The 13,512-nt window shown below is 46.3% G+C and carries 10 protein-coding genes; all 10 read left to right on the forward strand.

What is annotated here, in order from left to right:
• Positions 1–84 precede the first annotated feature (84 nt).
• Entirely contained in the window at positions 85–2,592 is a 2,508-nt protein-coding gene (spoIIE, locus tag NSQ91_RS00315; protein ID WP_076130076.1) for a stage II sporulation protein E, read from the forward strand.
• 529 nt (positions 2,593–3,121) lie between these two features.
• On the forward strand, positions 3,122–3,868 hold the full coding sequence (locus NSQ91_RS00320) for a VWA domain-containing protein (protein WP_038568031.1): 747 nt from the start codon (positions 3,122–3,124) through the stop codon (positions 3,866–3,868).
• Complete coding sequence (locus NSQ91_RS00325; protein ID WP_076305378.1) at positions 3,858–4,796, forward strand: serine/threonine protein kinase; 939 nt, start codon at positions 3,858–3,860, stop codon at positions 4,794–4,796. The genes NSQ91_RS00320 and NSQ91_RS00325 overlap by 11 nt, the downstream gene beginning before the upstream one ends.
• A gap of 36 nt (positions 4,797–4,832) precedes the next feature.
• The gene (gene tilS / locus NSQ91_RS00330) at positions 4,833–6,275 is read left to right on the forward strand and encodes a tRNA lysidine(34) synthetase TilS (protein ID WP_076130077.1); all 1,443 of its coding nucleotides are present in this window, start codon (positions 4,833–4,835) and stop codon (positions 6,273–6,275) included.
• A 46-nt stretch (positions 6,276–6,321) separates the two neighbouring features.
• Positions 6,322–6,861, forward strand: coding sequence for a hypoxanthine phosphoribosyltransferase (gene hpt / locus NSQ91_RS00335; RefSeq protein ID WP_036678757.1), 540 nt, complete (start codon positions 6,322–6,324; stop codon positions 6,859–6,861).
• A gap of 109 nt (positions 6,862–6,970) precedes the next feature.
• Positions 6,971–9,016, forward strand: a complete 2,046-nt coding sequence (gene ftsH, locus NSQ91_RS00340; protein WP_340916075.1) for an ATP-dependent zinc metalloprotease FtsH — start codon at positions 6,971–6,973, stop codon at positions 9,014–9,016.
• Between the two features lie 269 nt (positions 9,017–9,285).
• A complete protein-coding gene (nadA, locus tag NSQ91_RS00345; protein WP_036678753.1) occupies positions 9,286–10,224 on the forward strand; it encodes a quinolinate synthase NadA in 939 nt (312 codons plus the stop codon).
• A gap of 39 nt (positions 10,225–10,263) precedes the next feature.
• Positions 10,264–11,880 (forward strand): L-aspartate oxidase, encoded by a 1,617-nt coding sequence (gene nadB, locus NSQ91_RS00350; RefSeq protein WP_076130078.1) that lies wholly within the window; start codon positions 10,264–10,266, stop codon positions 11,878–11,880.
• Positions 11,870–12,745: a carboxylating nicotinate-nucleotide diphosphorylase gene (gene nadC, locus NSQ91_RS00355; protein ID WP_076220479.1), complete on the forward strand. Its 876-nt coding sequence runs from the start codon at positions 11,870–11,872 to the stop codon at positions 12,743–12,745. The genes nadB and nadC overlap by 11 nt, the downstream gene beginning before the upstream one ends.
• Complete coding sequence (locus NSQ91_RS00360; protein WP_036678745.1) at positions 12,742–13,509, forward strand: type III pantothenate kinase; 768 nt, start codon at positions 12,742–12,744, stop codon at positions 13,507–13,509. The genes nadC and NSQ91_RS00360 overlap by 4 nt, the downstream gene beginning before the upstream one ends.
• The last annotated feature ends 3 nt before the right edge of the window (positions 13,510–13,512 follow it).

A 13,512-nucleotide genomic window follows, 5' to 3' on the forward strand; every position in this document is an offset into this window, starting at 1 on the left:
CTGTCCCTCCATTTCTGACAAACTTTCTCAAATGACCCGCTATATAATGAGAACCATAAATTCTTAAACGGGTGGTGTAGGGAAATGAGTAAAAGCAATGTGGTGAATTTGCCAGAGTGGACAAGAGTGGGAAGCGAAGATAAGAAGCAGAGACAAGCCTTAGGCACGCGTATTATAGCTTGGGGTCAGAAGCAGCGTTATATTCAGCTTATAACAGCGAAGAAGTGGATGCTTCTGTTAAGCTTTATGGGGTTTCTGCTAGGAAGAGCTATGATTCTGGACGAGCTGTCCCCTTTTGCTGTCGCATATTTTGCCGTCATTGTGTTTATGCGTCGAGACTCTATGTTACCTGTAGCAGGTGCTATTATAGCTGGAAGTCTCTTCACTCCGTTTCCGGGTGCTTTGGTTACTACGGCTGAACTAATTATATTTTTTCTTGTTTATAGAGGGCTTGAAAGTTTCGAACGAATAGATTTGTCTTATGCACCCCTTATGGTATTCGTATCCTCGTTTATGGTTGGCCTGTTCAAGATTGTTCTCGGACCGTCTCTTTCCTGGTACCCCTTTATGATGACAACTCTGGATGCTTTACTTGGGTTTGTTCTTACGCTTGTGTTCATTCAGGCACTTCCTCTACTAACTTACAAACAAAAGAGCAGATCGCTGAGGAACGAGGAGGTTTTATGCCTTATTATTCTGTTAGCCTCCGTAATGACAGGCCTTGTGGGCTGGACCCTTAATGGTTGGTCATTAGAGCATATATTGTCTCGTTATTTAATTCTGCTCTTTGCCATGGCGGGGGGCGCTCCCCTCGGTGCAGCTGTTGGGGTGGTGACGGGGTTGATCCTCAGCCTGGCCGATATCAGTGCTATCTATCAGATGAGTCTGCTTGCTTTTTCCGGAATGCTAGCGGGAATGATGCAGGGTGGGCGAAAGGGTGCGGTATCTATTGGCATGTTGCTAGGATCAACGATCCTTTCCGTCTATTTTACGGGTCCGGGTGATATGATGGCCTCAACATGGGAGACCTGCGCAGCAATAGTGCTGTTTCTAATAACGCCTAAGGCGATGATATCGGCGATTGCAAAATATGTACCGGGCACGTCAGATCATAGCCGATCTCAACATGAATATGCCCGCAGGGTCAGGGATCTGACTGCAGAACGGGTCACTCAATTCTCACAGGTATTCCAACAGCTCTCCAGTAGCTTTGGTCAGATTCCACGTGCCGGAGAAGTGGGCAAATCGGATCGTGAAATGGAAGATTTTATGAATACGGTCACAGAAGGCGCCTGCGCTGGATGCATTCGCCGTACCCACTGCTGGGATGCAAAATTCTATCAGACATATAGATACATGACAGATATGATGACAACTGTTGAGGAATGCCCTGATATTACGGCTGCTCAGCTGCCACCGGAATGGAGCCGTATTTGTGGCAAAACCGGAGAAGTGCTTGAGGTCATGAAGGGACAATATGATCTCTACCAACATGATATGCGGTGGAAAAGACAAATATACGATAGTCGCCAATTTGTTGCCGAGCAGTTGTCAGGCGTGTCACAGGTTATGGAAGACTTGGCCAAGGAAATTAAGCGTGAGGGACAGGCCATGTATCGGCAGGAAGCGCAAATCCGCGAGGCTCTTGAGAAATTGGGACTGTCTATTCATGGCATTGAAATTTTAAGTCTGGACCCAGGACGCGTAGAAATAGAAGTAGTGCACGCTTATAATCGCGGTTTTGATGAATGCCGTAAAATGATTGCCCCACTCCTCTCCGACATTCTGGATGAGAATATTGCTGTCATGAGTGAGACGGCGGTTCATCCCCGGGAAGGACTCTCGATGGTTACCTTTGGTTCAGCCAAAGCCTTTGAGGTAAACACGGGTGTGGCAGTTGTTTCTAAAGGTGGAGATATGCTATCTGGCGATAGTTTCAGCACCGTAGAGCTTGGAAATGGCACCTTTGCAGTATCCATTAGTGATGGTATGGGGAATGGTGAGCGGGCAAGGATGGAGAGCAGTGCCGCACTCGGCATGTTAGAAAAGCTGCTGCAATCCGGAATGGATGAGAAGCTGGCTGTAAAGTCGGTCAACTCAATTCTTTTATTACGCTCCCCTGATGAATTCTATGCTACTGTGGACATGGCTTTAATCGATCAATATTCTGCGCAGACAACGTTTATGAAGATTGCTTCAGCACCAAGCTTCATCCGGAGGGGGAGTGAGGTCATTCCAATAACCTCTAGCAATCTGCCGATAGGAATCATTAAAGATATTGATGTGGATTTAATCAGTATGCAGCTTCGCCCCGGCGATATTTTAATTATGATGACCGATGGTATTTATGATGCGCCTGGATATGCCGTTAATAAGGAGATATGGATGAAACGGATGATCCAAGAGCTTGAGGGTGATGATCCTCAGGATTTAGCGGACAGCCTGTTGGAGAAAGTGATCCGTTATCAGGGCAATGAGATCCTTGATGACATGACTATTGTCGTCAGCCGTCTTGATCATTTCCATCCGGAATGGTCCAGCCTGCATATGCCGGGCATCGGCCGTATGGAGCGTCCGCGTACGGTAAGTTAGTTATTTTAGGTTTAGTAGGTTTTAATGTTGGGTACGCGCGAAGCGTCGTATTGCTTGTATAGTTTAAGGCACGTGCAAGATATCGTGCTGCTTGGGGGCACGCGCGAAGCGTCGTGTTGCTTGTGAGTTTGTAGCACGCGTAAGGCGTCGTGCTAATGGAGGCAGTCGAGGTGAGTCCGTGATGTGTAACTCGCCGGCCTCTACTATTCTCGTTTCAATGGTCGGTTGACTTGGGGCGGAATCTGTAGATCTAAACTGTTTACTAGTGAAGGTATGGAACGGAGAGAAAGTTTGGAGCTTTAGAAGCGGAGCGTTCGCCTTTGTCCTCGGATTCCAACCGCGTGAGGCGGTTCTAATCAAGGAATCTGAGGACAACAGCGATCGAAAGCCCAAACATTTCTCGCAGTTCCACTATTCACTACCCCCCCCTATTTGATCGAAATTCCCCCACTTAATATCGACCGTTTGAAATCTCTCATTTCTGGATATGCTAGAAACAGAGGTTCAAACAAAGGGGGAGTTGAGGGTTATGAAGCAAATTATGCTCATTACTGACGGTTGTTCGAATGTAGGAGAAAGTCCGGTGTTGGCAGCGGCGCATGCCCTGCAGGAGGGAATCACCGTAAATGTGGTCGGTGTAGTTGATTATGGTACGATCGGTGAAATCGGCAGCCGGGAGATTGCTGACATTGCCAAGGCCGGGGGAGGCCTTAGCCGAATAGTCGGAACACCACAACTGGCGCAGACGATTCAGATGATGACACGCAAGACCGTGGTTCAGACGATCCAGCAGGCGGTTAATAAAGAGGTAAAAAAGATACTAGGCGACGGCTCACTGGATCAGCTGCCTCCTGTTCAACGTTCACAGGTTGTTACAGTTGTAGATGAACTGACAGAAACAACGCCGCTGCGCATTGCACTTCTTATCGATGCCAGTGCCAGTATGAAGCCTAAACTGGGTGCTGTGGAAGATGCAATCCGCGATTTGGCACTCAGTTTAGAAGCACGGGAAGGCAAGAGTGAGATCGCTGTGTTTCATTTTCCCGGAAATAACAGCAGTGAAGATGCCAAGCTTGATCTGGATTGGACGCATGACATGTCAGGTATTCGTACGCTATTCTCTAAATTACACATGAGAGGCGCAACACCGACTGGCCCAGCTATTTTCAAGGTGCTTGAACATTATCGTTATGATACACTGGATGAACATCGTGGACGCCGACTAAGCGATGACCACGACGAAAGAGAAGGGATGATTGGTGGGTATGTCGTCTAATCCGTCCTATCCTACTGGTACCTTAATTAACGGCAAATGGCGGGGTAACCGTTATATCGTTGAGCGGATGCTGGGAAGGGGCGCGAACGGAACCGTATATCTTGTGCAAAGAGAAGGCAGACGGGAAAGGTACGCGCTAAAAATCGGATACGATACACTTGAACTTCAATCGGAGATCAATGTACTGACCTCGCTGCAATCGCGACGAAAGCGGAATGAACATCGGGCTCGTCATGAGAATCCATTGTCTTCTTATTTTTTGGAAGCGGATGATTTTGCGAATGGGGATAATATCCCCTTCTATGTGATGAGGTATGTTGAAGGCAAACCGCTGCATCATTTTTTATCGAAAAACGGTCCCGATTGGTTAGGCCTGGTAGGTCTTGGTCTGCTTGAAAAGCTGCGCACACTGCATGAATGTGGATTTGTGTTCGGTGATTTGAAGCCCGAGAACGTCATGGTATCTAAATACGGTGAAGTGGAACTGATCGACTTTGGGGGCACAAGCCCTATTGGTCGTAGCGTGAAGCAGTTTACCGAATGGCATGATCGTGGTTTCTGGAATGCGGGCAGTCGAATCAGCGATGAGGGTTACGATCTTTTCGCATTTGCTGTGCTGTGTCTTCGTTTGCTCAATGAAGAAGGGCTCAAAAAGGCAGCCTTACAGCTGCCGCAGACGAGAAGTGTGGACGAATTATTTAAGCTGGCTAGAAATTTACCCAATAAGAAACTATCCTCCTGGATTTGTATGGCGTTAAAAGGGGGGTTCTCAGGCTCTGCGGATGCTACTGAGGTCTGGCGAAACCATATTTATAACTCGCGCAGAAAGCGCCCGGATAGTATGGACACCCCTCGGTGGTTAAAAAATGCATTCGCATTGTCTTTGTTTTTGCTCGCCTTTACGATTTATTGGGTATTCCGTTTTTGAACTCATACATATAGTTGGAGAGAGAGGGGGGCGCATATGGAGCAAATGAATGGACTGGTGGAGTCTGTATTGGAGTCAGCAGCCGAGCATGAGCTGTGGGCGCCCCATGACACCATTGTAGTCGCAGTTTCCGGCGGCCCGGATTCTGTGGCTCTTTTGCATGTTTTACATGAAATATCTTTAAAATTTATACCGCTTACCTTAATATGTGCTCATGTGAATCATGGATTTAGGCCGGAGTCAAAGGAAGAGGCAGAGCTCGTACGTGGTATGGCTGAAGAACTGGGACTGCCCTTTGAGTTTGCGGAATTCGATATTCCCTCCTTGGCTAAAGAGAGTGGACTTGGTCCTGAGGGTACTGCACGTGAGAAGCGGTACGAATTTCTGATTGATACGGCGCACCGATATGGGGCGCGTTCTGTTGCTCTGGCTCATCATGCTGATGATCAGGCAGAAACTGTAATTATGCGTCTATTACGCGGAAGTGGCTTATCTGGACTGTCGGGTATCAAGTGGAAAAGAACAGAAAAAAAGGTGGAACTCATTCGCCCATTCCTACGTATTAACAAAACAGCACTTTTAGGGTTATGCCAAAATGAAGGTTTCACTTATGCTGAGGATGCCACCAATCTGCTGACGAAATATAAGCGGAATGCCATTCGTTTGGAAGTTCTTCCTTTTCTGGAAAAGTATAATGGCAGAGTGAGGCAATCCCTCGTACAGCTTGCGGAAATTGCGGGAGCTGAAGATGAGTATATGGAAGCGTCTGCGGCAAAATGCTTTGAAGAGCTAGTTTCGGAAGGGGATGGGAAATACACCTTTAACAGAGCTTCATTTGCTGCCATACCCTCCGCTTTACAACGGCGTTTGATTAAACTAATATTAAATTATCTGTCGGCGGATTTATCTGCCCTTGATTTCCCCAAGATTGAAGCTGTACGTCGGGGAACGCTGCAGAGCTATCCCACCACCTGGAGCTTGGATTTGGGTGGAGGCCTGACTTGTGTGCGGCAATATGATAGTATCTTGTTCTCGTCCAAGCCCACGACGCCACAGGCAAGCTATACATATCGTCTGTTTTTACCGGACTCTGAGCTTAAATTGGAGGAAATAGGTAAGGTGATGTCGATGGCGGTACTGGAGAGAGAAAACTTTTTTGTACAGGGGGAGGATTATGGGAAGATGTCGGCTTGGTTTGACCGTGATGAACTGGTCTTTCCACTGACGATACGATCCCGATTGCCTGGAGATACCATAAGGATCATGGGATTAAACGGAAGCAAAAAGGTAAAAGATATTTATATTGATGATAAAATACCTGCTTCCGAACGGTCATTGATTCCCCTCGTTTGTGATGGTTTGGGCAATATCGTCTGGATTCCGGGCGTAAGACGCTCGATGCATGCCGCAGTAGGGCGGCACACGACCTCCGTACTTCTATTGTCTCTGGCAGAGCTGGATGACCACGAAGTCACGTAATGGTCGAAGTAAGTCTTTCATAGTATAACTTAGGAGGTTTCGCAAGTTGCAAAACGATATTCAAGAAGTATTGATCACCGAAGAGGAACTTCAGCAGAAAATTAAGGAACTCGGTCGAACACTGAGCGAAGAATACGCAGGTCGTACCCCTTTAGTAATTTGTGTACTAAAAGGTGCGTTTATATTTATGGCAGATTTGGTTAAAGCCATTACAGTACCTGTTGAGATGGATTTCATGGCAGTGTCCAGCTATGGAGCATCCACCAAGTCCTCTGGAGTAGTCAAAATTATTAAGGATTTGGATGTATCGGTAGAAGGCCGCGATATCTTGATCGTTGAAGATATTATTGACAGTGGTCTTACACTCAGCTATTTAATTGAGTTGCTCCGCAACCGGAATGCTGCTACTATCTCTGTGGTTACCTTGTTTGATAAACCATCAGGCCGCACTGTTAATCTTGAAGCCAGCTACACAGGCTTCGTGTTACCTGACGAATTTGTAGTAGGTTACGGATTGGATTATGCCGAGCGGTATCGGAACCTCCCATATGTTGGAGTACTGAAACCTGAGATTTATTCCAATTGAACTAAGGACTGCCTCGATCATACGGATCGGATACCCACAACTTCCTTTATTTGAGGTGTCCCAAGAGGCTATGGTACAATAACTTGAGTGTTGTGAGAGGAGGTAGGGGATGAATCGGTTCATCCGGAATTCTGGTTTTTATTTGATTTTATTTTTAGTCGTGGTGGGTATTGTCCAGTTTGTGAGCAATGGAAATGAAGCCGCCGATTTCCCTAGATACGACGAGTTACGGCAGGAGATCAAGAACAACAATGTGAAGGATTTGACGGTTCAGTTTGAGGGTAATGCCTTTCTGGTCACAGGCGAGTATAGAGAGCTGCCTGCCGATACTAAATCGAAAAGCTTCTCCACATATATTCCTCCTACAGATGCCGCTATCAATGAACTGATTCAAGCCAGTGATGTTAATGGGATTGAATTAACTCAGAAGAAAATGGAAGGTACCAGCATTTGGCTGACATTCCTTTCTTCAATTATCCCACTGGTAATTATGTTCATCTTGTTCTTCTTCCTGTTTAACCAGGCGCAAGGTGGCGGCGGTAAAGTCATGAATTTCGGCAAGAGCAAGGCTCGGTTATATAATGAGGAGAAGAAGAAAATCAGCTTTGAGGATGTTGCAGGGGCGGACGAAGAGAAGCAAGAGCTTGTCGAAGTCGTTGAGTTCCTAAAAGATCCACGCAAATTTGCAGCTGTCGGCGCACGTATTCCTAAGGGCGTATTGCTTGTAGGTCCTCCGGGAACAGGTAAAACATTGCTTGCCCGTGCGGTAGCAGGTGAAGCTGGCGTTCCTTTCTTTAGTATTTCCGGTTCTGACTTTGTGGAAATGTTCGTGGGTGTCGGTGCTTCTCGGGTACGTGATTTGTTCGAGAATGCTAAGAAGAATGCTCCATGTATTATCTTCATTGATGAAATTGATGCTGTGGGTCGTCAGCGTGGCGCCGGTCTTGGTGGCGGACATGACGAGCGTGAACAGACGCTTAACCAATTGCTGGTTGAGATGGATGGATTCGGTGGTAACGAAGGCATTATTATTGTAGCGGCGACTAACCGCGCTGATATACTTGATCCGGCATTGCTTCGTCCAGGACGTTTTGACCGTCAAATTACGGTTGACCGTCCTGATGTGAAAGGCCGTGAAGCTGTACTTAAGGTTCACGCTCGTAACAAACCGCTTACGAAAGATGTAAGACTGGATGTTGTTGCTAAACGCACAACCGGATTCACAGGTGCTGATCTGGAGAATCTGCTGAATGAGGCAGCTTTGCTAGCTGCACGTCGTAACCGTAAAGATATTTCCATGATTGAAGTGGATGAAGCTATTGACCGTGTTATCGTAGGTACTGAGAAACGCAGCCGTGTGATCAGTGACCGCGAGAAACGTATTGTAGCTTATCATGAAGCAGGCCATACTATTGCAGGTTACTTCCTTGAGCACGCCGATATGGTGCATAAAGTTACTATTATCCCACGCGGACGTGCAGGCGGATATGTTATTATGCTTCCGAAGGAAGATCGGATGATCGTTACCAAGCAGGAGCTTTTGGATAAGGTTACTGGATTACTTGGTGGACGTGTTGCTGAAGAATTGTTTATTGGTGAGATCGGTACGGGTGCATACAGTGACTTCCAACAGGCTACGCGCATCGTGCGTGCCATGATTATGGAGTACGGTATGAGCGATAAGCTTGGACCTATGCAGTTCGGATCTTCTCAAGGTCAAGTATTCTTGGGTCGTGATATTGGGCATGAACAGAATTACAGTGACTCCATTGCTTATGAGATTGATCAGGAAATGCAGAACTTTATTACTTCGAGTTACGAACGTTGTAAAGATCTGTTGATCAAACACTCCAAAGAAATGCACTTGATTGCCAATACATTACTTGAGAAAGAAACACTTGAGCTTGATCAGATCACACAACTGATTGAACAAGGATTCCTTTCCGAGGATGGTAAACCAGAGGGTGGCGAAGGTGTTGCCCATGAAGTTGGCGAGCCTGTCATCGACAATATCGGTGATGTGCGAGTTCGCATTCAAGGCAAGCCTGAGGATGAACAGTCCACACTTCCTGACCTGTCGAAGGATATCCCGAATAACCCTGATTCTGAGGGTAATGACGGTTCCGGTGATGACAACAAAGGTGGGGGGCACTAGCCTTACCTAATTGGGTCCACCATTCATATGATGTAAATTTATCCGGAGAACGTAACTGTTCTCCGGATTTTTTATTTTAATTTTTAAGGGATTCTATGCCTTAAAGCCTGTCCAGTTACATTGACAGAGGCTGGAACGTTGTGTACATTAGTGATTAATATTACTTACTATTTATATCAGCATGTTCATTTTTTCACCATGATGGCGCATGCTATTTGATAACATCATGTCGGCGAAAAGCCGCGAGGATTTAAGGGGGAGAACAATCGGTGGAAGCTCTGGCGCTTGAGCGCAAGCAGGAACAGAATCGAGAACTTCGTATACGTCTTGAACAGCTTAAAAAGGAACGAAACGCAATCATTTTAGCTCATTATTATCAACGTGATGAAATTCAGGAGGTTGCCGATTTCCGGGGCGACTCTTTTTTACTCGCTCAGAAGGCTGCAGAGACAGATGCAGAAGTTATTGTATTCTGCGGTGTTCATTTCATGGGGGAAAGTGCAAAAATTCTAGCCCCGAACAAAACCGTCCTTATTCCTGATGAACGTGCAGGCTGTCCAATGGCAGATATGGTCAATGTAGACGGTTTGCGTAAGCTAAAAGCTCAACATCCAAATGCTAAAGTAGTCACTTATATCAACTCGTCCGCCGAGATTAAAGCAGAAACCGATATTTGTTGTACCTCTGCTAATGCTGTGAAAGTAATCGAATCCCTTGACGCCGAAGAGATTATTTGGGTCCCAGATAAGAATCTTGGTCAATATGTACAAGATCAGACGGGCAAGAAGCTGATTATTTGGGAAGGCTATTGCAACACTCACGACATGTTGACCGTCAAAGATGTAGTAGAAATGAGAGCAAAATATCCAGATGCGGAATTTGTAGTTCATCCAGAGTGTCGTCCTGAAGTAGTCGCCATGGGTGACTATGTAGGCAGCACTACATCAATTCTGGAGTATTGCCGGAAATCGGATCGTAAGCAATTTATCGTTGGAACGGAAGATGGTACCGGATATCAGCTTCGTAAGGATAGTCCAGATAAAGAATTCCATTTTGCTACCAAATTTCTTGTTTGTCCTAATATGAAAGTTAATAATCTAAAAAAACTGGTGAAATGCCTGGAGACGATGAAGCCACAAATCTATGTACCGCCTGCTGTCGCCGACAAAGCCAGAACATCCCTAGAGCGCATGCTACAAGTCCGGTAGCATGCGCTACTCTTTCGTTGAAACAGGTGAAAAGCGGTCATGATTCCACAATATTTGGTTGATTTTGATCTTCGGGATATTCCTACGGTAAAGACAGATTGTATTGTTATTGGTTCAGGGATTGCCGGGTTATTCACAGCTATTAAAGCCAGTGAAGATCGGCGTGTCATAATGATCACAAAGAAATCAGTAATGGAAAGTAATACTCGCTATGCACAGGGGGGGATCGCAGCTGTTATAGCTGAGGATGATTCCCCTGCTTACCACCGGCAGGATACCTTAATGGCCGGAGCAGGTCTTTGCTCCTCAACAGCTGTCGATGCACTTGTTAATGAAGGGCCGGAAGGCGTTCATGAGTTAATTCGCTTAGGAACTCTGTTTGATAAGGAAGATGGGGTACTGGCTTTGACTCAGGAAGGTGCGCACAGCCACCGCCGTATTTTGCATGCTAATGGGGATGCTACAGGTTATGAGATTGTTCGTGCATTGGCGGAACAGGTAGCCGAACATGAGAATATTGAGGTCTGGGATGATCATTATGTTATCGATCTCATCACTGAAGGTGGAGAATGTGTAGGCGCATTATTGCAACGGCCCGGTGGTGGAAGGTTGTTCCTGCAAGGGGATGCGACCATTCTGTGCTCTGGTGGAGCAGGACAATTATATCGATACACTACCAACCCAGAAGTAGCTACAGGAGATGGAGTAGCAATCGCCTATCGCGCTGGGGCTCATATACGAGATATGGAATTTATTCAATTTCATCCTACAGCACTTAGTTACCCGGGAGCTCCTAGATTTTTAATCTCCGAAGCTGTGCGTGGGGAAGGAGCAGTCTTGCGCAATATTAATGGAGAACGGTTCATGGAACGTTATCATGACCTGCTTGAGCTGGCTCCGCGGGATATTGTAGCACGAGCTATTGTAAGTGAAATGGAACATACTAAATCAACGTTCGTTTATTTGGATATTACACATGAATCTCCAGAGATGGTGAAGCATCGGTTTCCCACAATATATGAGACATGTATGGGCTATGGACTGGATATTACAAGTGATTGGATTCCAGTGGCTCCCGCTGCGCATTATATGATGGGGGGGATTAAGACCGATCTGAATGGAGAGAGCACCATCCCACGTCTGTTTGCTTGCGGAGAGGTTTCCTCCACAGGCCTGCATGGCGCTAACCGTTTAGCTAGTAATTCATTATCTGAGGCCATTGTATTCGGACAGCGTATTATTGATCGGATTCATGAGCTTTCCCCGCTGGACCGTGATGTTTTATCGGTTAACAGTAACGAGGGACGTGTAGATTCGCCAACTCAAGCTATTGTGGAACGTCGTTTGAAGCTACAGAAGGTAATGGTTCGATATGCCGGACTACGTCGTAACGAAGAGATGTTACTTAAAGGACTAGATGAATTAAAACGACAGCTGCCAATCTTTGGATCAGCATTGTCCAAACGTGAGGAATATGAATTTGCTAATATGCTGACCTGCTGTTTGCTTGTGACAGAGTCTGCTCTGGCACGGGAAGAGAGCCGTGGGGCGCATTACCGTGAGGATTATCCGCAGCGGGATGATGATCAGTGGCGTAAGCACCTGCTTCAAATTCGCGAACTGGGAATAGTGGAGGAATTAAGCGATGATGTTTAATGGTTACAATGAAGAGCTAGTACAATCCATCAAGGCTTGGTTGCGGGAAGATGTTGGTTCCGGAGATGTAACCACGCAGATGACGATTCCAGTGGGCCATGAGTCCAAAGGGATTATTCATGCCAAGGAAGACGGTATAATTTGTGGCATTCCAATTGCAGAGCTGGTCTTTGAAATTGTGGATCCGGCACTTAGTTTTACAGCCCTTGTCGAAGAAGGCCAAGCTGTAACTAAAGGGACAGTAATTATTGAGGTTGAGGGCAGCACACATGCGATTCTAACAGGTGAGCGGCTTGCGCTTAACTTGATGCAGCGTCTTTCGGGTGTGGCATCACGAACAGCTTCTTTCGTGCAGGTGTTGGAGGGATTACCAACTCGTCTAGTGGACACACGTAAGACAACACCAGGTCACCGGATGCTGGAGAAATATGCTGTTCGTATTGGTGGAGGCTTTAATCACCGTTTTGGGTTATATGATGCAGTTATGATCAAGGATAATCATATCAAAGGCGCGGGTGGTATTCGGCAGGCTGTAGGTCGTGCCCGGAAGAACATCCCGCATACGATGAGCATCGAAGTGGAGACCGAGAATTTAGAGCAAGTCGAAGAGGCGCTGGCAGCAGGTGCTGATATTATAATGCTCGATAACATGTCTAACGATATGATGAAGCAAGCCGTGGCTAGGATTAAATCGAAAGCTCCGCATGTTAAGACAGAGGCTTCTGGCAATGTATCGTTAGAAACCTTACGCGGGATTGCTGAAACGGGTGTGGATGTGATTTCTGTCGGGCGCCTTACGTACTCCTTCTCCAGTCTGGATATCAGTCTAGACCTTAATGCCAAGAAGGAAGGGCCTTTGTCATGATGCTTGCTGTCGATATCGGTAATACCAATATTGTTCTCGGTGTATATAGAAAACGCGAATTGCTGCATCATTTTCGGCTAAGCACTGCGCGTCAATCGACCGTGGATGAATATGGAGTAATGATACACAATCTTTTTCACATGTCAGGTATATCTGTCAAAGACGTTGAAGGTGTAATTATATCTTCGGTTGTTCCGCCACTAGTTAAGACTATTGAGGATATGTGTATTAAATATATAGGCAAAGACCCATTGATTGTTGGACCAGGGATTAAGACGGGGCTTAACTTACGTTATGAGAATCCGCGTGAAATTGGCGCAGACCGGATTGTTAATGCAGTTGCTGCGATTGAACAATACAAATGTCCACTTGTCGTTGTTGATTTTGGTACGGCTACGACTTTTGATTGCATTGATGCAGGTGCTAATTATCTTGGTGGGGCGATTGTCCCTGGCCTAGGCATTTCAACAGAGGCATTATACCAGCGGGCATCTAAGCTGCCGCGAATTGAATTGGAGAAGCCTAAAAAGGTCATCGGACGTAATACGGTGCACGCGATGCAGGCCGGGATTATTTTTGGCTATGCGGGTCAGGTTGAGGGCATTGTTAAACGAATTAAAGTCGAGATGAACGCTCCCGAACTGAAGGTTATTTCGACCGGAGGCCTTGCCTCGCTAATTGCGGGTGAAACGGACTGTATCGATGAAGTAAATCCTATGTTAACGCTAGAAGGATTAAGAATTATTTACGATCGTAACCAATAAAGA

The organism is Paenibacillus sp. FSL R7-0048, assembly GCF_038004505.1.
Lineage (GTDB): Bacteria > Bacillota > Bacilli > Paenibacillales > Paenibacillaceae > Paenibacillus_AQ > Paenibacillus_AQ odorifer.

Bases quoted from the DNA above. Each gene is read 5' to 3' on its own strand.
- spoIIE (WP_076130076.1), top strand. From the start codon at position 85: ATGAGTAAAAGCAATGTGGTGAATTTGCCAGAGTGGACAAGAGTGGGA.
- NSQ91_RS00320 (WP_038568031.1), top strand. From the start codon at position 3,122: ATGAAGCAAATTATGCTCATTACTGACGGTTGTTCGAATGTAGGAGAA.
- NSQ91_RS00325 (WP_076305378.1), top strand. From the start codon at position 3,858: ATGTCGTCTAATCCGTCCTATCCTACTGGTACCTTAATTAACGGCAAA.
- tilS (WP_076130077.1), top strand. From the start codon at position 4,833: ATGGAGCAAATGAATGGACTGGTGGAGTCTGTATTGGAGTCAGCAGCC.
- ftsH (WP_340916075.1), top strand. From the start codon at position 6,971: ATGAATCGGTTCATCCGGAATTCTGGTTTTTATTTGATTTTATTTTTA.
- nadB (WP_076130078.1), top strand. From the start codon at position 10,264: ATGATTCCACAATATTTGGTTGATTTTGATCTTCGGGATATTCCTACG.
- nadC (WP_076220479.1), top strand. From the start codon at position 11,870: ATGATGTTTAATGGTTACAATGAAGAGCTAGTACAATCCATCAAGGCT.
- NSQ91_RS00360 (WP_036678745.1), top strand. From the start codon at position 12,742: ATGATGCTTGCTGTCGATATCGGTAATACCAATATTGTTCTCGGTGTA.